At 57.8% G+C, this 22,189-nt stretch carries 18 protein-coding genes and 1 tRNA gene; 8 read left to right on the top strand and 11 right to left on the bottom strand.

Annotation, left to right across the window (positions count from 1 at the left end):
- The first annotated feature begins 4 nt into the window (after positions 1-4).
- From PCAR_RS05060 to PCAR_RS05030, 7 genes are all read left to right on the top strand, one after another.
- Complete coding sequence (locus PCAR_RS05060; protein ID WP_011340564.1) at positions 5-823, top strand: DUF3450 domain-containing protein; 819 nt, start codon at positions 5-7, stop codon at positions 821-823.
- Positions 813-2,225 carry a DUF3450 family protein gene (locus tag PCAR_RS05055; protein ID WP_011340563.1) on the top strand — a complete coding sequence of 471 codons (1,413 nt, stop codon included), beginning with the start codon at positions 813-815 and terminating at the stop codon, positions 2,223-2,225. Before PCAR_RS05060 ends, PCAR_RS05055 begins: the two co-directional genes overlap by 11 nt.
- Positions 2,226-2,295: 70 nt before the next feature.
- Positions 2,296-2,931 carry a MotA/TolQ/ExbB proton channel family protein gene (locus PCAR_RS05050; RefSeq protein ID WP_011340562.1) on the top strand — a complete coding sequence of 212 codons (636 nt, stop codon included), beginning with the start codon at positions 2,296-2,298 and terminating at the stop codon, positions 2,929-2,931.
- Entirely contained in the window at positions 2,919-3,350 is a 432-nt protein-coding gene (locus PCAR_RS05045) for an ExbD/TolR family protein (RefSeq protein WP_011340561.1), read from the top strand. The genes PCAR_RS05050 and PCAR_RS05045 overlap by 13 nt, the downstream gene beginning before the upstream one ends.
- Positions 3,351-3,352: 2 nt before the next feature.
- Positions 3,353-4,132 (top strand): energy transducer TonB, encoded by a 780-nt coding sequence (locus PCAR_RS17690; RefSeq protein ID WP_011340560.1) that lies wholly within the window; start codon positions 3,353-3,355, stop codon positions 4,130-4,132.
- Positions 4,133-4,144: 12 nt separating this feature from the next.
- Entirely contained in the window at positions 4,145-6,379 is a 2,235-nt protein-coding gene (locus PCAR_RS05035) for a tetratricopeptide repeat protein (protein WP_011340559.1), read from the top strand.
- Positions 6,380-6,557: 178 nt separating this feature from the next.
- Positions 6,558-7,394 (top strand): DUF4405 domain-containing protein, encoded by an 837-nt coding sequence (locus PCAR_RS05030; RefSeq protein ID WP_011340558.1) that lies wholly within the window; start codon positions 6,558-6,560, stop codon positions 7,392-7,394.
- Between the two features lie 75 nt (positions 7,395-7,469).
- Here the strand turns inward: PCAR_RS05030 and PCAR_RS05025 are convergent, their stop codons facing one another.
- From PCAR_RS05025 to PCAR_RS18575, 5 genes are all read right to left on the bottom strand, one after another.
- Positions 7,470-8,234 carry a hypothetical protein gene (locus PCAR_RS05025; protein WP_011340557.1) on the bottom strand — a complete coding sequence of 255 codons (765 nt, stop codon included), beginning with the start codon at positions 8,232-8,234 and terminating at the stop codon, positions 7,470-7,472.
- A 232-nt stretch (positions 8,235-8,466) separates the two neighbouring features.
- The gene (ltrA, locus tag PCAR_RS05020; protein ID WP_041531257.1) at positions 8,467-9,870 is read right to left on the bottom strand and encodes a group II intron reverse transcriptase/maturase; all 1,404 of its coding nucleotides are present in this window, start codon (positions 9,868-9,870) and stop codon (positions 8,467-8,469) included.
- 521 nt (positions 9,871-10,391) lie between these two features.
- Positions 10,392-10,703, bottom strand: a complete 312-nt coding sequence (locus tag PCAR_RS05015) for a DUF5320 domain-containing protein (protein WP_011340555.1) — start codon at positions 10,701-10,703, stop codon at positions 10,392-10,394.
- Between the two features lie 150 nt (positions 10,704-10,853).
- On the bottom strand, positions 10,854-12,140 hold the full coding sequence (locus PCAR_RS05010; protein WP_011340554.1) for a cation diffusion facilitator family transporter: 1,287 nt from the start codon (positions 12,138-12,140) through the stop codon (positions 10,854-10,856).
- A gap of 4 nt (positions 12,141-12,144) precedes the next feature.
- Positions 12,145-12,348 (bottom strand): hypothetical protein, encoded by a 204-nt coding sequence (locus PCAR_RS18575; protein ID WP_148204302.1) that lies wholly within the window; start codon positions 12,346-12,348, stop codon positions 12,145-12,147.
- Positions 12,349-12,843: 495 nt separating this feature from the next.
- Here PCAR_RS18575 and hcp point away from each other — a divergent pair, with 495 nt between their 5' ends.
- The gene (hcp, locus tag PCAR_RS05000) at positions 12,844-14,496 is read left to right on the top strand and encodes a hydroxylamine reductase (protein ID WP_011340553.1); all 1,653 of its coding nucleotides are present in this window, start codon (positions 12,844-12,846) and stop codon (positions 14,494-14,496) included.
- A gap of 72 nt (positions 14,497-14,568) precedes the next feature.
- Here the strand turns inward: hcp and PCAR_RS04995 are convergent, their stop codons facing one another.
- The 6 genes from PCAR_RS04995 to PCAR_RS04965 all read right to left on the bottom strand — a co-directional run bounded on the left by PCAR_RS04995 (position 14,569) and on the right by PCAR_RS04965 (position 22,169).
- Complete coding sequence (locus PCAR_RS04995) at positions 14,569-15,294, bottom strand: DUF72 domain-containing protein (protein ID WP_011340552.1); 726 nt, start codon at positions 15,292-15,294, stop codon at positions 14,569-14,571.
- A 302-nt stretch (positions 15,295-15,596) separates the two neighbouring features.
- On the bottom strand, positions 15,597-16,514 hold the full coding sequence (locus PCAR_RS04990) for a 2Fe-2S iron-sulfur cluster-binding protein (RefSeq protein WP_011340551.1): 918 nt from the start codon (positions 16,512-16,514) through the stop codon (positions 15,597-15,599).
- Between the two features lie 93 nt (positions 16,515-16,607).
- Positions 16,608-18,461 carry an NADH-quinone oxidoreductase subunit NuoF gene (nuoF, locus tag PCAR_RS04985; RefSeq protein ID WP_011340550.1) on the bottom strand — a complete coding sequence of 618 codons (1,854 nt, stop codon included), beginning with the start codon at positions 18,459-18,461 and terminating at the stop codon, positions 16,608-16,610.
- Positions 18,462-18,471: 10 nt separating this feature from the next.
- Positions 18,472-18,963, bottom strand: coding sequence for an NADH-quinone oxidoreductase subunit NuoE (gene nuoE / locus PCAR_RS04980; protein WP_011340549.1), 492 nt, complete (start codon positions 18,961-18,963; stop codon positions 18,472-18,474).
- A 968-nt stretch (positions 18,964-19,931) separates the two neighbouring features.
- Positions 19,932-21,845 carry a selenocysteine-specific translation elongation factor gene (gene selB / locus PCAR_RS04970; RefSeq protein ID WP_011340545.1) on the bottom strand — a complete coding sequence of 638 codons (1,914 nt, stop codon included), beginning with the start codon at positions 21,843-21,845 and terminating at the stop codon, positions 19,932-19,934.
- Positions 21,846-22,071: 226 nt separating this feature from the next.
- Positions 22,072-22,169 (bottom strand) — tRNA-Sec (locus tag PCAR_RS04965).
- Between the last annotated feature and the right edge of the window lie 20 nt (positions 22,170-22,189).

The following is a 22,189-nucleotide window of genomic DNA, read 5'->3' as shown; positions in this document are numbered from 1 at the left end:
GACCATGGACATGCGACAACGTGCGAACCCTGTCCCGACCCTGGTTCCCTGGATCATGCTGGCACTGGTCGGGCTGATACCCTGGACGGCGGCGGCGGAAACAGCCACGCAGGTAAAGCACACCGCAGAGCGAGCCGTGGCTGTCGATGCCGCCACCCAGCAAGCCGTGGAAGCATGGGAGGCGGAAAAACAGACGTTGCTGGCAAACATCGACCGGGCACACACACGCCTGCAGAACATCGACTGGCAGCGGCGCAAGGCCACGGACTACAGCGCCACCCTGAACCGAAAAATCGAAGCGTTAAAACTGCGTGCGGCCGAAATGGAAAAAATCAACGTGGAACTGCTGCCGCTGCTGGACCAGATGCTGGACCGGCTGCAAACCTTCGTAGCCGCCGACTTGCCCTGGCAGCAGGCCGAGCGCCGCCGGAAGCTGGCCCATACCCGGCAATTGCTGAACGATTACGACACGGGCCTGCTGCCGAAAACCCGCGCCGTACTGGAGACGCTGGCGCGGGAAGCGGATCTGGGCCACACCGTAGCGGTTCGTGAAGCGGAAATCGCCGTTGACGGCCAGCCCCGCCAGGTCCGGCTGTTGCAGGTCGGACGCCTCGGCCTGTATGCCCTGACCATGGATGGTCGGCAAGCCTACGCCTGGGACGGCGAGCTACGGAGTTTCTGGGCCCTGGACGAAGGCGGCAGGGATATCGGACAGGCCATGCAAATGGCCGAAGGCACTCGCATCCTGGCCCTGAGCCGCCTGCCCGTGGGCCAACCCGGGGCAAAAACTACCGCAGGAGGATCCCGTGTCAATGGCAAGTAAAATTCTGTGTCTGTCGTTACTGCTGTTAACAACCTCGGCCGGCGCAACGCAAGCGACGCCATCCTTCGATCAGGTCGCCGGTGAAATCCAGGCCCGGGAGCGAACCGCGCACCGTGATCGCCAGCTCACCCTGCGGGATATTCAACAGGAGCGCGCCCGGCTCACACGCACTCTGCGACAGTTGCAATCCGAACTTGCCTCCGCAGACAAAAAACTGGCCACCGAGAAGGCATTGTTGGACAAGCTTTCCCGCCAGCGCAACACCCTCAAGCAAGATATCGGCAGCCGTCTGGCGAGCAAGGAGGAGTTGGATACGGTGTTGCTCGACTTTGTCGGCAACTTCCTGGCCAGGGTCGAGGAAAGCCCTTACAGCGCCCAGCAGCCGGAAAGTCTGGCGAAACTGCGTGCCTTCAGCGCCAACGGCCATGTATTCGGCATGGCGGATGTAAAAACGCTTTTCGACCTTTACTTCACCGATATGCGAGCCGGAGCCGAAAAGATCCGTTACACCGGCAACATGCTGGATCGCGGCGGCAACGATATCGAAGCCGACATCATCCGCCTCGGGCACCTGGCCGCCCTGCACCGCTCAGACACCGGCACCGGCTATCTGCTGCTGAGCCCCGCTTCCGGACGGCTGGTGGCCGGCGCCGAACCGCCCGGCGGCGTGAAAAGCAATCTGGACGACTACTTCGACGGCGAGACCGACCGGGTCTTCACCGACATAACGGGCGGCGCCGCCATTCGCCAGCTCGCCCGCCGGGACACCGTGATGAATCAACTGCGCAGCGGCGGGGCGCTGGTGATACCGATTCTTCTGGTGGGACTGGTGGCTTTGGCGCTGACCGTCGAGCGACTGCTGTTTCTGGCCCGGGTACGGCATAATACGGATGAGCTGATGACCCGCGTCACCGCACTGGTATCCCAAGGCGACTGGGAGACGGCCCTCAGGGCCACCGCTCCGCACCGCGACCAACCTACCGGTCGGGTTCTGATCGCCGGGCTGCAACATCGCGGCGAAAACCGGGAGATCATCGAAAGCTCCCTGTCCGAAGCGATCCTCAGGGAGACCCCTCGTCTGGAGCGTTTCCTGAGCGCCCTCAAGGTGGCGGCGGCCGTGGCGCCGCTGCTGGGTCTGCTCGGCACGGTCACCGGCATGATCAACACTTTTCAGGTCATCACCACCCATGGCACGAGCGATCCGCGCCTCATGGCCGGCGGCATTTCCGAAGCCATGGTCACCACCCAGGTGGGTCTGGCCGTCGCCATTCCCGTCATGATGATCGCTTCTTTTCTGGGTAGCCGGGCACACAAGCTGTCCCAGGACATGGAAGAAAAAGGCCTGGCCCTCATGGGTGCCCTTCTCAAATGGAAAAACAACGACAAACAGGCAGCGGCATAACAGCTTTACCCTTGCCTAAGTAGACAAAAGCTATGGCGCGCCGCCTGTCGCAAAAGGATCGAATATCATCATGGCTCTTTTCCGCAACATTCTGGAACTGGTGGACATGGGCGGCCCCGTCATGATTCCCATCGGGGTTCTATCCGCCTGGATGTGGATTCTGATCGCCCTGAAGGCCGACTGGATCCGGCGAGCCGGGCGGCAGTCGCTGCCGCTGGACGACGCCATGGCATGCCTTTGCAGCGAAACGCCACCACCGACATCGGGCTGCTGTCCCAAAGCCCTTGCGCTGGCCTATTTCATGAAGCAACAAGACGGGCCGGGAAGACCCACAGACAACGAACCCCGGCGGATTTTCTTCGAGGTGGCCGTGCGGCGCCAGTTGCGGGATCTGTACCGCTTTATTCCCGCCATCATGATCCTGGCCGCGGCCGCACCCCTGTTGGGCCTGCTGGGTACCGTCAGCGGCATGGTGGAAACCTTTCGGGTTATCGGCCTGTACGGCATGGGCAACGCCCAGGCCATGGCATCGGGCATCAGGGAAGCCCTGCTCACTACCCAGGCCGGTCTGCTGGTAGCCATTCCCGGCCTGATCGTCGGACAGATCATGCGCAGGAAAGTGCGTGGCCTGCATCAGGACTTACTGGTATTTCATCGGGCCGTCTGCCAGTGGCTCGAAAAGGAGTGGCAACCATGCAGCGACTAGGCGGTCTCGGAACGGCAGGCAACGGCCTGGAGAACCATGCCGATGCGGAAATCAACATGATGCCCCTGATCGACATGATTTTCATCCTGCTGATCTTCTTCCTGGTCACGGCCAGCTTCGTACGGGAATCCGGCATCGAGGTAAATCGCCCCGAAGCGGTCACCGCCGTGAAGAAAGAGGCGGTGGGCATGGTGGTAGGCATCGCCGGCGACGGCCGCGTCTTCATCGATCACCAGGTGGTGGATGTGAGGCGGGTGCGCGGACTGGTGGAAATCTTTCTGGCGGAAAACGTCGACGGCGGCATCATTATCGATGCCGACAGCGCCTGCACGGCCGGCCGCATGGTCGCGGTCCTGGATCAATGCCGCATGGCCGGCGCGCAGAATATCGCCGTTTCCGCCCGACGCCCCGGAGAATAACCATGATCGCCATGCTGCCGAACACCACCGAATCCGTGCGCGCAGCGGCCCTGGCCGCCGCGGCAATCATTATCAGCCTCGCGATATTGGCGTGCGTGCCGCTGCTGCTGGACCAGACTTCCCCGGCACAACGGCATAACCTGCCCCGCACCAACCGCAATATCCCGCTGGTGCCCGAAAAAACTCCGGAAGACCGTCTTTTCGAGCAGCAGGAACTACCCGACCCGCCGGCGCCGGAACCGATACTTAACGCTCCGCCCGTCGAGCTGCCGGAGGTCGCTCCGCCCGATACCCAGGCCCCGGCGACGTCATGTCCGGACATGACGGCCGCAGCCCTCGCTTCCCTGCCCGCCGTCGACCTTCCGGTCCGGGTCGCGGTGCCCCTGCAGGGGTTGGCGCTACGCCCCGACCCGCAGCGTCTGGCCATGAATATCAATCCGGGCAAGCTGCACCTGCCCGCCACCGCGCCCACCACGGGACACCGCTTCAATCTGGACGAGGTCGACCGCCGGCCGCAGGGCATCTCCACCATGCAGCCCCTCTATCCCTACCAGGCCCGACGCATGGCCATCGAGGGCTATGTGACGGTGCGTTTTCTGGTTACCCATAACGGATCTGTGGATGAACTGACCATTCTCAAAGCGGAGCCGGAGGGCGTCTTCGAACAAGCGGTAAAAAGCACCTTACGCCACTGGCGCTTCAAACCGGGCCAGAAAAACGGCCGACCGGTGGCGACCTGGGTCAAAACAAGCATCGAGTTCAAGCTGCAGGACGCTTCCTAGGAGTTCACGGTCATGCCCCGTTGCGCATATTTCATTGCCATGGTCGTCATGGCCCTGCTGCTTCTCTCCGGCACCGGCACTACGGTCGAAGCACGGCAGCACGGGGCCTCCGTAGAACGCAGGGAAGACTGGCCGGTGTCGCTGCGCGAGGTTGTCAGCGAGGCGGAACAGCTCGCGGCGAACGGCAACTTTCAAAAAGCGGCCAGTATCCTGTCGCGCCACATGAACCAACACCCCGGCCCCTTCTGCGCCTACGTCTATTATGAACTGGGCTACTTTCTGCACCGGGCCGGCCAAAACGACGCAGCCGTCAAGCCCCTGCAGACGGCTGTGGAAAAAAGGCCGAACTTCCCTGATGCCTGGCAGATGCTGGGAGCCGTCCAGCATGCCAACAACCGCTTTGCCGAAGCGGACGCCGCTCTGGAACGGGCCGCGGCCCTGAACGACACGACGGAAACACGTTATCAATGCGCGGTCTGTTGGCTGTCGGCCGGGAAGCCTCAAAAAGCCCTGCCAATTCTTCGCCAGCTGGAAAAAACCCCGAATCCCCGCGCCGAATGGCTGGTGGCCCTGTCCGAAACCCTCAAAAGCCTGAAAAAAAAGGAAGAAACCGCCCGCGTCATGGAAGGTGCAGCCCGCCTGAACAACGATCCCGACCTGTTCTACCAGGCCGCCTGGCTCTGGCTGGAAGCGAACCGCCCCCGCAAGGCTCTGGCGCTGCTCAACCCCCTGGCCCAGGAGCAAAAACCGCATCTGCCATGGCTGCTGTCCTTGTGCCATGTCCACACACTCCTGAACCAACCGGCCCAGGCCGCCGCCGTCATGGACACCGTTATCCGGCGCAAGGGTCAACCGGAATATCTCTACAACGGCGGCCTTTTATGGCTCCAGGCCGACCGGGCCGACAAAGCCCTGCAGCATCTGCGGCGTCTTTCGGAGCTGCCGGAGCCCAAAGCCGAATGGCTGATCGCCCTGGGGCAGGCCTGGCTCAACACTGGTGATATACCCAAGGCCGCCGCAGTCACGGAACGAGCGGCCCGCATCAGCGGCAAGCCCGGACACGCCTACCGTGCCGGGGTATTGCGCCTGCAGCTCGACCAGGCCGATGCCGCCCTGGTCTGGCTGCGGCCGCTGCTGCGGCATCCACATCCCAAGGCCGAATGGCTGATCGCCCTGGTGCGGGCCCGGATCCTGAAAAAAGACTACCCGGCCGCCGCAAAAACCATGGAACGGGCCGCCGGCATCACCGGTAAAGGCGAGCACTACCACCAGGCGGCCATGCTCTGGCGACAGCAGAAAAAACCGGACCGAAGCCTCGCCCTGCTCAAAATCTGTGCCGGAAAAAAACCGGTCCGACAGCGCTGGCTGGTCGATCTGACCGACCTGCTCGTGGAACAGGGCAAAACCCGCGAGGCGCGCGCGGCCTTGGAGAGCACCGCCCTGATCGATGAAGAAGTGCCTGCCGACGTCCGTTTCAGGGGCGCATCCCTGTGGCTGCACCTGCAACGACCGCAGCGGGCCCTGCCCGTCCTGAGCGCGTTGTGCCGGGCACCAAACCCCACCTACAGCTGGCTGGCGGCCCTGGTGAAAACCTGCGTGGAACTGAACAGACGGCCGCAGGCGGAAAAGGCCCTGGGAAAGCTGCTCGACCTCTATGCGGAAAACCCCGATGCCTGGCAACTGGCGGTATGGCTGGCCCTGCAGCAATCGGATTATGCCGCGGCGGCCGCCGCCACAGAGGTCCTCGCGCACCTGGCACCGGACAACGCCGACCATACCCGCAACCTGAGCACCTACTACGCCATGGCCGGCATTCCGGTCCGGGCGGCGGAAACCTTGCGGCAAACGTTATCAAAACAACCGGCGGCCAAAGACTGGGACCGGCTGACCAACATCTACCTGAGCGGCCAGCGCTACGCCATGGCCCTGCTTCCGGCCCGGTCCGCCGTAGCGTCCGGGCAGACCGCCGATCGCTGGGAAACGGTGGGAGATATTCTCTACCGCCTGCGCCGCTTCAAAGAAAGTCGCGACGCCTACGGCCATGCGACCGCCCTGTCGGAAAACCCCGGTCTGCTGCTGAAAAGCGGCTATTCGCTATTGAAAATGCAGGCTTGGGACGAGGCGGCCGACTGTTTCCGCGCAACCATCGCCCACACGACAAACAACGGCGATCTGGCACGGGCCGCCCATCAGAGTCTGGCTTACATCGAGAAACTGCGCACAATCGAACAACCGAATCCCCCCTGAGGCGGATGGGGTTCGTACAACAGAATGTTCTTTGTGCTTCATTTGTGCTAAAGAATTAAAAAAGCACGAACTTAATCTACATGAAGTCAAATAAACAGCTATTCTTCCCCACCCCGTCAGAAAAACTTCTTGGTGCGCGGAGAAAGGCTGAAATATTCCGAGGAGGAAACCGTTGAAAATGAAAAAAATCGCTTCACTGACCGCATTCCTGTCGCTGTTCTTCGTTCTGTTGACAAGCGCTGTTCTGTTCATCGTCCCCCATGGGCGGGTGGCCTATTGGGCCGACTGGAAACTATGGAGTCTTTCCAAGGATCAGTGGACCGCCATACACATCAATGCGGGCATCCTGTTTACGGTCGCGGCGGTGGTTCACACCTGTTTCAACTGGAAAAACATGGTCCTCTACATGAAGGACAAACACCGGCACCTGAGGATATTCACCATGAATTTCAATATCGCCCTGGTATTGACGCTGCTGTTCGTAACAGGAGCCCAGTTCGGCATGCCGCCCTTTTCGACCATCATTGCCGTCAATGAACACATCAAGGATGGCGCCGCCCGAAAATATGGAGAGCCGCCCTACGGTCATGCCGAATTATCCTCTTTGAAGGTCTTCGCCAGACACATGGATATCGATCTTGACCGGGCCTTGCAGGGCCTTAAAGCGGCTGGCTACAGCGTCGAGTCGGATGCCCAGTCTCTGAAAAAGATTGCCCTTGCCAACCACGTTCCTCCTCAGGAAATCTATCTGGCCATGATCAAGCCCGCCGGATCGATAGAGAAAATTGAAAAAATGCCGATAAAACCGGTCAAGGGGTTGGGGAAACTGACGCTGGAGGAGTTGCTTGGCCGGTACCGGCTGGATGCCGGCGCTGTCGCAGCGGCTCTCAAGGAAAAGAATATCCGCTGGCAAAGCGGAATGACGCTGAAACAGATAGCGGAGTCGAACGGCGTGAGTCCCATCGATGTCTATGACAACATCAGGGAAATTGCGGATCGGAATGCAGGGAGCTGATGCCTTTTGAAAAAAGCCGGATCGTTAAAAGGCCGGGACAATCCCGGCCTTTTTTATTTTCGTCACTGCGCTGGCTTATTGAAACAACCCTACCCCCCCGATGGAATAGGCTCGCCGGTTCGGCGTCCCCTTGGTAGCCGGGATATGCACGCGACTGCCGTTTTTCAATGGGTCGGAGAAAAGCAGAGTGTTGCCGGTTTTGTCGTCGTAAGGAATGCCCACCGGCCCGACAAATGCAAAGCCGAGAATATCTCCGGCCTGCACGGCCAGCGGAACATCGAGATCGACCTGGTTCAAACCGGCTTGGGCGACCTCGAGAAGCGGGGAAACCTCAACGACTTCCCACAGATCTTCTGCCGGCCGAAAAACCAGCAGATGCAACCTGCACGGAACGATGAAATATCCCCTTAGCGACAGCAAAGCCCCCTTGCCGGGCAACGGATTACCGCTATCGACAAGCGTCAGGTTTTCATCGCCGCTGTGTTGCCGGTTAACCAGCTCCGCACCGATATAGTCAAAAAATTCCTGCCGCAGAGAGAATTGCCGTAAAGCATCCATTTGTGCCTGAACAAAAGTCCGCATGGCCCGGCGTAACTGTTCCGCTTCCTCCACCCTGGCCCGCTTCTCCCGCTGCAAGGTTCCGGAAACCCGCGTCAAATCAGCGACCCTGTCATCCAAAATGTTCTTTTCCGCCGTCAAAGTGTCCAGGCTTTGCTGTACGGTGGTCAATTGTTGCTGCAGTTGCTGATTTTCTTCCTGCAGACGCGTCAGGTGCTCATTCGAGCCCGCACAGCCTCCCAACACCCCTACAAGCATGCAACTTATTAAAATATGGCGCATTCATGCCTCCAGAATCGAACGAGAATCGTATCTGCAACATACTTTAACAAATCATGCCCGCTGGTGAAAGCCGGAAATTGCTTTATCTTTTGTTGAAGGGATAGGGCCGTCACCGTGCAAAACCGCACTGCCGCAGCTTTGGTTTAACGAATGAACACTTCATCGGGTAGGAGGCGGGGTTACCCCCGCCGTCCTCCCACACCACCGTGCGTACGGTTCCGTACACGGCGGTTCACAAAGCGCACTGAAAGCGTCTGCGGTAATCTACTAACGAGACCAACCCCAGTCTGTCGAAGTAGGATTTCCGAAGTGCATCGTGCATATGCGAGGCTCCTGAGTTCCACCAGGGGCCTCGCTCATTTGTGGCGGATCGCCACGCCCGATGCTCTGGCAATCCCCGCCGCATCAAATTCCTGGCTCGGGTAAAGGGGCGCTTCCACTGTCGCCACAGAATGCAGCGCAGTTTCCGCCTGATCCAACCATCAAGATCCTCGAAGATACCCTTAACCTCCGCCAGGCGAAAGTAGGCGATCCAACCTCGAAGCTTCGGAGTGGACTCTTCGATGACCCGCTTGAGACGGCGTCCCCTTCCCCGCCGAAAGATTTCTCGCAGGCTAGTCTTGAACCGCTTCACGGAAGATCCCGCCACTTTCAGACGGGGCTTTTTGTGAGAGGTCATGCTGTAGCCTAGAAAGGTTCTTTCCCAGGGGCGGCCAACGGCGCTTTTGACGCGGTTGACTTTGAGCTTGAGCTGCTGTTCCAGAAACCGTGTCAACGAGGTCATGACTCGCTCGGCCGCCCGGCGACTATGCACGTAAATATTGCAGTCGTCGGCATAGCGACAGAAGGCATGGCCCCGCCTCTCCAGTTCCTTGTCAAACTCGTCGAGAAGGATGTTCGACAGCAGGGGCGAGAGAGGGCCGCCCTGCGGCGTCCCCTGTACCCTTGGCGAAATAATCCCCCCTTCAAGCACACCGACCGTCAGATATCGGCGAATCAACCCTAATACCCGGCGGTCTTTGACTTTGCGGGCCACCCGCGACATGAGTATGTCGTGGCCCACGCGGTCAAAGAATTTCTCCAAGTCGATATCGACCGCCCAGCGCCGCCCGGAGGCTACGTGCCGGCGGGCGGACTGAACGGCTTGGTGGGCGCTCCGTCCGGGACGAAACCCGTAGGAGTGCTCGGAGAATTCCGGTTCAAACAGCCGCATCAGCTCCTGATGCAGCGCCTGCTGAATGAGCCGATCCAGCACCGTGGGAATGCCGAGCATACGCATCCCGCCACCGGGCTTGGGAATTTCCACCTTCCGCACCGGCTGAGGCTGGTAGGTTCCGGTCAGCAGTTCTTCTTTGATGCGCGGCCACTGCTCCTGCAGGTAGGTCTTAAGGTCGCCAACCGGCATTCCGTCGATGCCCGCCGCGCCCTTGTTCCTGACCACTCGCTGGTAAGCCGCCATCATGTTGCCGCGACTGACGACTTCTTCCATCAGCCGCGTTGCCACTTCCGTCCAGGATGATTCACTGCATGCCGTGACGTTTGACGCACCGATGCCGTACTCTCGCGACTTCCGGTCGCTACCCTCGGACATGGCCCCCGGCATCTCAACCAGGGCTTCTGCTTCTTCGATCGTCATCGAAATTCGTGCCTCCTGAAAAGCGCCTCGTGTTCGGCCCTTCGCCAAAGTGGTTAGCCCGGCTATTATGGCCTCTGCTGACTTCTGCCAACCCATCCCGACACCTTGCGATGCCGGTAGCACGAGGCAGGTTGACAGATCTCCCAGGGTAAGACGCGTGACCTTCCTTCCACATACCCGCCGCATATACAGCACCACCCTCCCGGATGACTATCGGGCTTTGAAGACTATGGCCTTCTCGCCCGGATGGCACTGCCTCGTATGCGATTCCTGTTCGTCGGGCCGGAAGTTTGCCTACAGCTTCCTTCAGATTCCACCTCGCGGTGGACACCCTTGCTGTTCAGCTAACGGTTCCCGTCATCAGGGTCCGTAGGGGACTTGCACCCCCAAGTCATCCGACTGCCACCACAGCAGCCAGAACAGCGCCAGTCAAGGCGCTACGCGCCATGCCTGGCGCACCACGAAAAAAGAGGCGGTGCCCATGGCCGCCGCCTCTTTTTTATTCTGCCGTCGCAGGGATATTATTCGCCACGACGCGTTTCCATGGCTTCAAGCTGCTGTTTCAATGCCGCCAGTGATCTTTCGAGGGTATCGATCTGGCCCTTCAAGACGTTGGTATCGGAAGCTTGCGCAACCGGTACGACAGGTGCCGCTGGCGCAACGGCAGGAAATCCCCAACCGCCGCAGCCCCGCCGCATAGCCAAACCGCGGCCCCCGCCACGGCCGCGGCCTAAACCTGCAGCATTCGGCATATCGTATCCGGCGCAAACACCCATCCGTCGCCCTGTCAGCGGACCGTATCCCTGTGGACCGGTTCTATCTCCTCCTGGCATATCGCACTCCTTTCCACCGCCTTGGCGGCTTCCGTTCGCTGTTTGACCTCGGCCCTTCCCTGAAGAACAACCGGGGATATTCAATAGATGCAACTTGCATCTAAAAGATAATAACTATCCCTCTATCTGTCAAGGGTGAAAGGCCGCCGATTATTCGACCAACGACTCATCAACGGAATGGGTCGGCGAGGTTATGGCAGGCAACTCCTTGTTATGGAATTGAGCCAGAACATCCCGGACGGTCTGTCCTTCGGCAATCCGGTAAATATCGACCAGATTATCCTTGAGCATGTAAAAGGAGATTTCCCCGATGCTGGCGGTGAACAGCAGATCGATCTGCTGCACAAGCATGGTTTTGATGACCTTCAAGCCGATGAATTTTTTCTCTTCCAGGTATTGGTTGGAATAGAAGTCCTCAATCGCTTCGGTTCGCCCATTCAGGCGGATGGCCACGAAATAGGGGGCTCGGCCAAAATGGCCGTGTACATGGGAAGCGAAGCCGTTGATATCCTTGACCGGAATGATAACGGTCATCTCGTGATCGACGGCCGGTTCGACATGCACGAAAACCGACTCGACATGTTCGCTCTGATCGCGTATGGCGGTTTCGGCCAGATCGGCCAAATGGTGGGCGCGATACAGAGGTAAGGTCGGGCTGGTATAAATGACACAGTCGACCATACGAAACGGACCGGCCTGGCGGATGCGGACTTCACTCACCCCCTTCACACCATAGATCTCGTTGACACGTTTTTCGATGGCCGAGGTCAGTTCCGGATCGAGATTGGCGTCAAGTAACGCCAGGAAAGATTGCCTTACACTGCTCCAGCCGAGCTTCACGATCAATCCGGCAATCAGCAGGATAACGGTTCCTTCGACATAGCGAATCCCCAGATAATTAAGCAGCAGCCCCAGCAGAACCACAGCCGAGGTGGCGATATCGAGAAAAGATTCACTGGCGTTGACCTGCAGGGACTGGGAATTGATGGCGCGACCGACACGCCTTTCCGCTACGGCAATGGCCAGAGACACGGCCATGGAGATCCCGCTGGCCAGCATCGGCCATGTCGGTAATATTTCGTTTTCGCCGACATGGCCGAGTTTACTCCATCCCTCGGGAATGAGCTCGAAACCGGCCCAGCAAATCACCGCCCCGGCCAACAAGGTCACGAAGGTTTCCACCCGATAGAGACCGTAAGGAAATTGCTCGGTTTTCTCCCGACCGGCCAGCCACAGACCGAAAAAACTGGCAAAAATGGCCAGCAGATCCGCCCCGCTGTGAAAGGCATCGGCGATTAACACCGGCGATGCAAAACGCCAGCCGACGAAAGCCTTGCCGAGGGCCAGCACCAGGGTAGCCACCGTTGCCGTAAGGGCGATGCGCTGGCCTCTTTTGAGACGGGCCTGATGATTCGTATCGACGCACTGATTGGGCATGGACCTAGCGATCCTCCTCGACAAGCTGTCGGGTCATGGGCGACCCACATTCAGGGCAAAGGCGTTTGAAGCAGGGCTCGCCCGGTACATGGGGAAGTTTGACGCCGCAGGCCGAACAGACACAATGGCTTGGCGGCCCCCCGCGCCCCTTACGACATCCCCACGATTTTTTGGCGCCTCTGCCGCCGCGTCCAAATCCAAAAACCATAAATTCCTCCTGCGAAACGGACTTGTCTTTCTAGAGCATACCAATAAATAACACACCATAGATATTTTTTACACCTATATTTACACCCGGAATGAAGCGGACGGCAGGAAAAGAAAGCCATGGCCATCAGCGAGCCCTTACGCCAGGTTCCTGCAACCTGAATCGGGAAAAACGGGCATCGGCAATAGACGACAACGCCTTGCAGCACATCGACCGGCATTGCATATCCGGCGCAACGGCCCATCCTCGTGATTTTTGGGCAAAAGTTGATACACTCGAAGTTATGTACGGCAAATCGGTTAAAAGTTGACCTGCATCAACTTTTAAAACAACGATTCAGCGTAGTCTTTTTGCATGGCCCCCTTTGTTACGGAAGCTGGGAAACAATGAAAACCGCGCAGTGGTGCGGTTCGTGTTTCACACGGATTTATCCGAGGGGAAATTCAAGGCAGTCAGGTCGTTTGGCATTTTAAAACAGAAAAGGGGAAAAACATCATGTATTGCCATCAATGTGAACAGACGGCTAAAGGCGTGGCATGCAACATCAGCGGCGTATGCGGCAAACAACCGGAAACGGCGGCACTGCAGGACAATCTTTTGCAGGGATTGCGCGGTCTGGCGTGGTACGCCAACGAAGCCCGCAAGCAGGGCAAACGCGACCCCGAAGTGGACAAATTCATGCTTGAGGGACTGTTCGCCACCGTCACCAACGTGGACTTCGACGCGAAGCATCTGGAGAAGGTCATCGCCCGCTGTTACGAGATGGAAAAAAAAGCGATGGCACTGGCCGGCACCTCCTGTTGCGGCATCGGCAAACTGGTCAGCGGCATCAAGGATGCTTTCAAACACGGGCCGCCCACCGCGGCCAAAGACTGGAAACCGACCGGCGACCTGGTCAAACAGGGCGAAGCCTACAGCATCGAGGACCTGCATTCCGACCCCGATGTGCGTTCAGCCATCGAGATCCTGATTTACGGTCTCAAGGGCATGGCTGCCTACGCTCATCATGCGCTGATCCAGGGCAAAACCGACGAAGAGGTTTCCGCCTTTTTTCACCGCGCTCTGGCCGCCACCTGCGATCCCGATCTGGGCCTGATGGACTTTGTCGGACTGGCCATGGAATGCGGCAAACATAACCTGACCGTCATGGGCCTGCTCAACCAGGGCCATATCGAACATTACGGCAAACCCGAACCGACCAAGGTCAACCTCGGTACCCGTGCCGGTAAAGGCATCCTGGTTACCGGGCATGACCTGAAAATGCTCGAGGAGCTTCTGAAACAAACCGAAGGCAAAGGCATCAACATTTATACCCATGGCGAAATGCTGCCGGCCCACGCCTACCCCGGCCTGAAAAAGTATGCGCATCTGGCCGGCAATTTCGGTGGTGCCTGGCAGGATCAGGCCAAGGAATTCCCCGAGTTCCCCGGCGCCATCATCTTCAACACCAACTGCATCCAGAAACCGGCCGGCTCTTATATCGACCGCGTATTTACCTGGGATTGCGTAAGCTGGCCCGGCGTCAAGCATATCGACGGTTGGGATTTCTCCGCTGTCATCGACAAGGCCCTGGCCTGCCCCGATCTGCCGGAAGCACCGGGCAAGGAAATCCTGGTCGGCTTCGGCCATGATGCGGTGCTGGGCGTCGCCGACAAGGTCATCGAAGCGGTCAAGACCGGCGCGGTGAAACACTTTTTCCTGATCGGCGGCTGCGACGGCGCCAAGCCCGGGCGCAACTACTACACCGAATTTGCGGAAAAGGTGCCTGAAGATTGCATCATATTGACCCTGGCCTGCGGCAAGTACCGTTTCAACAAGCTCGACTTCGGCGATATCGGCGGCATTCCGCGACTGCTCGACGTCGGCCAATGCAACGACGCCTACAGCGCCATCCAGATCGCCATAGCCCTGGCCGGTGCCTTTGAATGCGGAGTCAACGATCTGCCTCTGTCGCTGATCCTGTCCTGGTACGAGCAAAAAGCGGTGGTCATTCTGCTGACCCTGTTGCATCTGGGGATCAAGAACATCAAACTCGGTCCCAGTCTGCCGGCGTTCGTTTCGCCGAACGTACTGAACTACCTGGTCGAAAACTTCAACATCGCCCCGATCAGCACACCCGAAGCCGACCTCAAGGACATTCTGGGCTGATCCGGACATATCACTTGGCACGGTAAAGGCGGCAGGGAAACCTGCCGCCTTTTTTAGCCTGGTGATTTTTGCTCACCGCTTAGGCAACAACAATGCAAAGCGCCGGGCATCCTCCTGCATGTGAATGGTATTGAAAAAAACCACGCCGCTTTTACGCCGACAAAAGCGTCGCAACTGCATCAATTCAGCGTCGCTGTAACGATGCCGGTAACCGGTAATGCCCTGAAGACGGAAATAGACGGGACCGCGGCTAAGCACCGGGCCGGCAAAAGGATCCGTACAATGGATCAAACGACTGGTTCGGCACACATCGCTGATGAGTTTGTGGGGCCAGCCCTCCGGCGGTGCCCAGGCCAGCCGCAAGCGCCCTCTGTCAATCGTGCGAAAAAAGCCCTCCATCCTATGCACATGCTCTGCCGTCGGTTCGAAACTCGGCGGACTCTGAAAAAGGATATATCCGGCATGCAGCACACCGGCTAATCCGCGTAGCGCCTGCCATGCATCGAGGACCTCCTCCGTGGCGCGAAAACCGCCGCATCGGGCCAGCGCCTGGGGTAAATACCCCTCGTCGAGAAAACGGAAACTGGGACAGGACAGATCGTGAGTGATCAGCTGCCATGCCTTGAGACTGAAAACGAAACCGTCCGGCCCTTGCTCGCGCCATTTTGCAACGGTCCCTGGTCGGGGTAATCGGTAAAAGGTCTGCTGGATTTCCACCGCGCGGAACTTCTCAAAATAAGCCTCGACCGCACAGGCAAATCCACAACAACCGACCTTGATATCCGTGCGAAAGCACATGTAAAAACTCCGTTAAAATGACCACCGGCAGCATCCATCCAGACAACAACAATCAGTGGCAAGCGAGGGCCGTAATCCTCGAGGCCCTGTCTTTCCTTACAGTTTACCCCCATTTAACGATAGTCCAACGTCACAATGCCTGGTTGCTGAACCGATAAGGCGAGTAAAAAATTTAAAGCCTGAAGGGATTGGGAATATCCCGGTAAGTTATCTCCGGAGGATACGCATAAAAAAAGGAGCGTTTTCTCCACCGATTTTTCCAGTGAAGAAAACGCCCCCGTAACGTTCGGATACGATCCGGACTATTTCAGTTTTTCGATGATTTCATCCAGGCCCAGAGCCTCGGCCCAGGAGACTTCGACATACTGATCGCCTTTTTTGATCATCGGCGCCATCGGCTCATCGTTGTACCGCAGTTCCAGACCAAGACGGCCTTTCAGGCACAGCGGACGGCCTTCACTGGGCGCCTTGGCCACAACACCGACGGCCTTGCCGTTCTTGCGCAGCAGGTCGAATTGACAGCCCGCGTCACACCAGGTGCAGGTGACCTGCTCTTTTGCCACTTCCCAGGAGCGGGTTTTTCCGGACAGGGACTTATAGGTCAGAGCCCCCACCGGACATACCGACACACAGCGACCGCAGGAGACGCATTCGGACGTGGCAAGATTGCCGTCCAGAGCGGGGGCGACCTTGGTGTTGAAGCCGCGATAGGCCAGACTGATAACCGCCCGTTCTTCAACGTCCTGACAGGTTCTGACACATTTGGCGCACAGGATACACTTGTTCATATCCCGATTGATGTACGGATTCGAATCATCGAATTCGTAATCTTTTCGTTCGCCGCCGAGAGTGGGGGCCTTCACATCGTAACGGAAGGCATAGTCCTGCAACCGGCAGTCGCCGGCTTTATCGCAGGTCAGACAATCCACAGGGTGATTGGCCAGCATCAGCTCCAGAATGGTCTTCCGAGCCTCGACAACCGCCTCGGACTCGGTTTCGACAACCATCCCGTCCAGGGCTTCGGCACAGCAGGAAGCGACCAGGTTGCGAGCACCTTTGACTTCCACCACGCAAATGCGGCAGCCGCCGTAATTGGGGCTGTTTTCGTCATGACAAAATGTCGGTATAAAGAAACCGGCTCCCGTGGCTGCATCCAGCAACCGGGTACCCTTCGGAACCGTGACCTCCTGGCCATTTATGGTAAGAGCAACAGTAGACAATTGTTACCTCCTTCTATCCACGCAAGATTTTACATTCTCTTTACGTTTGAGGAAATCGGCACGACACCCATGATGCGTGCCGGCTACCGATTGTTACGCCTGAACAATAGCGTCGAATTTGCACTTCGGCACACAAGCACCGCACTTGACGCACTTGGAGGCGTCAATGGTATGGGCGGCTTTCTTTTCGCCGGTAATGGCGCCTACCGGACAGGCCTTGATGCAGACGCCGCAGCCGACGCACTTGTCCTCAACGATGGCGTAGGTCAGCAGTTCGGGACAGACACCGGCCGGGCAACGCTTTTCGTTGATGTGCGCTTCGTACTCGTTGCGGAAATAACGCAACGTGGTCAGAACCGGGTTCGGAGCCGTCTGTCCGAGAGCACACAGGGCCGAGGTCTTGATGGTTTTGGCCAGGCGCTCCAGAGTGTCGATGTCTTCCGGCACACCCAAACCGTCACAGATACGCTCGAGAATTTCCAACAGGCGTTTGGTACCCTCGCGACATGGCGTACACTTGCCGCAGGACTCGAGCTGGGTGAAATTCAGGAAGAATTTCGCCACGTCCACCATGCAGGTACCTTCGTCCATGACCACCAGACCGCCGGAACCCATCATGGCGCCGCCGCTGATCAGCGAATCGTAATCGATAGGCAGATCGAGCTGCTCCGCCGGCAGACAGCCGCCGGAAGGTCCGCCGCTCTGTACGGCCTTGAATTTCTTGCCGTCGGCAATACCGCCGGCAATATTGAAGACGACTTCGCGCAGGGTGATCCCCATGGGGACTTCGGCCAGACCGGTATTGTTGATCTTACCGGTGAGACAGAAAACCTTGCTCCCCTTGCTCTTTTCCGTACCCATGCTGGCGTACCAGTCACCGCCGTTGCGGACGATGAAGGGAATATTGGCGAAGGTTTCCACGTTGTTCAGGCAGGTCGGCTTCTGCCACAGTCCCTTGTGAGCAGGGAACGGCGGCCGCACCCGCGGCATGCCGCGCTTGCCTTCGATGGAATTCAACAGGGCGGTTTCCTCGCCACAGACAAAGGCGCCGGCGCCGGCCTTGATGCGAAGTTTGAAGTTGAAGTCGGTGCCCATGATATTGTCACCGAGAATCCCCATCTCTTCCGCCACCGCGATAGCCATGTTCAAACGCTTGATAGCCAGCGGATACTCGGCACGGCAGTAGATGACCCCTTCATTGGCTCCGATAGCGTAGCCCGCGATCATCATGCCTTCCATGATCGCATGCGGGTCGCCTTCCAGAACACTGCGGTCCATGAATGCCCCGGGATCGCCTTCGTCGGCGTTGCAGACGATGTATTTCTTGTCGCCCACGGCATCGGCAACGAACTGCCATTTGGTGCCGGTGGGGAAACCGCCGCCGCCGCGTCCGCGGAGACCGGAGATTTTCACCTGATTGATGATCTCCTGAGGCTCCATGGTCAAAGCCTTTTCAAGCCCTGCGTAGCCGCCGGTTGCGATATAGTCTTCGATGCGTTCGGGATTGGTGCGACCAAGACGGGAGGTTACCGACCGTACCTGCTTCTCATAGTACGGGGATTTTTCCATGACCGGAATACCCTCATAGGTCGCGCCTCCGGCCGAGATCTGAATCTCTGCCTTATCCGTCACCGGGGTCTTATTGACCATGTGACTTTCGATAAGTTGCGCGACATCCTCCGGATAAACGCCCCCGTAAACGACGCTGGCTGCGCCAGGCAGCCCCATTTCAACTACCGGCTCGGCGTAGCACATACCGATACAGCTGGTGAAATCCAGGTCGACATCCAGCCCAAGCTTCTCAACCTCGGTCTCAATCGCAGCCATGACCTTGGTGCCGCCAGCAGCCATCCCGCAGGTTCCCAGTCCAACGATGATCCGGGGGCGGTCCAGCTTCTTCTTGTATGCTTCCTCGATGCTCGAGCGTACTTCTTTTAAAGAGCCCATCGTTCCCCCCCTACTCGTACTGTTCCAGGATTTTATCGAGACCATCATTCGTCAGTCGACCATGGGTATCATCATTGATCATGATAACCGGCGCCAGTCCGCAAGCTCCGATACAGGCCACAGACTCGAGCGTAAAACGCAGGTCTTCCGTGGTTCCGCCATTGTCAACACCCAGGATTTCCTTCAACCCTTCGAATATCTTCGACCCGCCACGCACATGACATGCGGTACCGAGGCACACGCGAATGATATTGCGGCCACGCGGCTTGAGATGAAACTGAGAATAAAAGGTGACGACTCCGAATACCTCGCTGAACGGTATTTTCAGTTCCTTGGAGATAGTTTCCAGTACCTCCCCAGGCAGATAGCCGTAGATATCTTGTGCGCCTTGCAACACCGGGATCAACGCACCGTCATATTCACGGTAGTGCTCAAGCAATTCCATGAGCTGTACATCCTGTGGCGACTCAACCTGTTCGCCGGTGCACTTGCAAATTGCCATGTTCCTCTCCTCTCCGATTTATTGTATATTCCCAGGCTTACGGCATACAGATGCCGCCCTCTCCCAAGCATCCTGGGCCAACCGTTTATCCTGCTGAAATGACAGATAGTGACAGGGATCAGGGCGCACGCCGAGCATCAACGGCCTGCCGCAAAGATCCTCGAACCTTGGCGGTGTCCGATACGCGCGGCCGGCATACCACTTGTCAACTTCTGTCGGAAAGGTGCCTTAACTTCCGCTGTCGGCGAACTTGCCGCCGCAACCATCCATGGTAAAATTCACAGGCATCGGATGCGCGGTCTTGAACGGTGAAGCCAAGGACTTCCCACTCTGCGCGTCCGGATACCGGCAAACGATGTTTGCCGCATGGGGCAAATGCTCAAGTCAGTCTGGAAGAAAAGGGGGGAAACGTTTCTCAACCTCGATAACTAAATAACAAACCCTGCAAAATCATGCATATCCCACACAAACGACGAAACCTGTACCGCTCCGTCCGCAATCACAAGACACCCCGAAAAAACGGTTCTGTGCCCCGAACGCTTAAGCAGCGAGCCCAAGCGCAATTCGGCAAGAGAAGGCACACCCATGCCGAACCGGATCCATTCAAGAGAACGCATCCGAACGCACCGGTCCCTTCAGAACACAGGTTGATGATTGTAGATATGTATGGAAATTATAGAAAAAAATTCAATATCAATTTTTATCAAAAACGCTGCCAAAAAACAGCCACCACGCTTGTAGCACACCATCCGAAGAAGCGTCAAGAAATTTAGAACAAAACCATGGCTCGGATAAGAAAGGCGTTTCTTCAAACGGGGTATTTATCGCCACACCTTCTCAACCGATATGCCCTCAAGTGTTGAAAATAGCATGCGATTATCGACCCAGCGTGGCAAAACAAAAAAACAACACGCCGCGATCATAAAAATTCGGCGGCCTGCTTACAGGCCGCCGAATTTCTACGAAGTTTAATTCCTCTTTCTCAACATCCGCTTGTCGCCAACCCGGATGGTGATCTTTTCCTGGTCAAAATATTCCAGCAACGGAATCATGTATTTGCGTGAGAGGCCGGTCAACTGGCGAAATTCCGGCGGCGTGATCTCCTGCTTTTCCCGAAGAAAGGCCAGCAACTGTTCCCGCAGCGTCATCAAAGGCTCGGGGGCATAAAACAGATCGGCCTTTATTTTGACCGCCCGCTCTTCCCGAACCAGCAGATCCAGATGACCGAGGACCTCCCTCTCGGCGCAGCTGACCGCCGCACACATTTCCTTGATGCTGGGCGGTTCCGTGCCACCCTCCTGCAAAGCATGTTCAAGCTGAGCCAACAGCCCCGCCTGGCCCACCACCACCGAAGCCCTGTGCCCCGGGATCTTCACCAGATCCTTCTCGACAAGCACCTTGCCTTCCTTCTCCAGAGCAGCCAACACCACCGCATAGAAACGGCTATCGCTTCGTTTCGGGATATGGGCTTTAAGCTCTTCCTTGCCGATGCCCTCTTTCAGGGGATTTTCCCGGATGTACTCTTCCAGCCCCTCCAACAGCAGCCCCTTGAGCGTTTCAAAGGCTTGTTTGGCCAAAAAAATCCGTGGTTTGCGCACAACCTGGACCACCCCCCCCTGGGAGAGCAATCCCGCCAGGGCGGAGTCGACACTTTTGGCAGACAGACCGCTGCGAACGACGAGTTCATCCAGAGACAAACCCGAAAGCAGGCTCTCTTGAATCAGCAACGACAGCTTATCGGCATCCTGCCCTTCGTTAAGAGCATCCAGCAGTTCCAGGGCCTGGGCGGAACGACGACGTCGCCGCGGCGGAGCGGGGTCGATGACCACCCCGCCACCGATGGTAATCTGGGGGGAATAGCTGCGTACGATAAAATAATCACCGGGCAACAGCAGGACCGGGCTTTTCAGACGCAACTGCACAAAAGCGGAGTCTCCGGGAGCAAGGGTATCGCGATCGAGCAGAATGACCTGCGCCGGAACCTCATAAGTGGCGGAATGCAGCCGTACCGTGGCGCGGTGCTTCAGCTCCCGCGTCGCCGAAGCCAGATAATCGATCCGCACATCGACGGTACGGGTAACATTATAAACATCGCGCGGCACCACTACATCTCCGCGGGATATATCGGCATGATCGATGCCCTGCAGGTTGACCGCCAGGCGTTGCCCCGCCGAACCGTACTCGGCCTTTGTGCCGTGGCTCTGAACGCTGCGCACCCGCGAAGTCAGGCCGCCCGGTAAAATCTCCACCTCGTCCCCGGTGGCAATCTTACCGGAAAGAAGCGTACCGGTGACCACCGTGCCGAAGCCGGCAACGGTAAAGACGCGGTCCACGGGCAGGCGGAAGCAACCGTCATCGGATTTTTCGTGCACCTCGGAGGCCAGTTGCGCTAGCTGCGACTGAAGATCCTCCAATCCGGCGCCGGTTTTGGCCGAGACCTGGACAATCGGCGCCTCTTCCAGAAAACTTCCGACCAGGTAATTTTGAACATCTTCAATGACGAGCTGCCGCCACTCCTCATCCACCATATCGCATTTGGTCAGGGCTACCAGCCCTTTTCTGACCCCGAGTAACTGGCAGATTTCCAGATGTTCCCGCGTCTGGGGCATCACCCCTTCGTCGGCCGCGATGACCAGCATGACCAGGTCCATGCCGCCGACTCCCGCCACCATGGTGCGGACAAACCGTTCATGCCCCGGAACGTCCACGATACCGAACTGGATATCGTCCCCCAGTTCCAGATGCGCGAAGCCCAACTCGATGGTGATGCCGCGTTCCTTTTCTTCTTTTAAACGGTCCGTGTTGGTACCGGTCAGAGCCCTGACCAGGGAAGTTTTGCCATGATCGATATGACCGGCAGTACCAAGAATAAGGTGTTTCATGGAATACCCTTTTCACCACGATCGATACGATGGTGGAATCTCAGAGAATTCATATACGCAGTATTTCAGAAAGGTATTGGGGGAAGAAAATGTAAACCGGAAGGTTTAGATGCAAAAGCCTGCACCATCATAACAATTTTTGCAGAACCGATGTCAGTCGGTCCCGGGATCACAGCAAAAACCCGCCGCATCCGCATACATTGAAAACCGTACCCGGGTTTAGAATTGGCGGAAGCGCATGGGAATCGAACCCACCTGGGAAGTTTCTCACCCCCCACACCGGTTTTGAAGACCGGGCGGCCCACCAGCGACCGACGCGCTTCCATGCATCACAGATACAAACA

Source organism: Syntrophotalea carbinolica DSM 2380 (genome assembly GCF_000012885.1).
Classification (GTDB): Bacteria; Desulfobacterota; Desulfuromonadia; order Desulfuromonadales; family Syntrophotaleaceae; genus Syntrophotalea; species Syntrophotalea carbinolica.
This window is presented reverse-complemented; position numbering and strand designations above follow the sequence as displayed.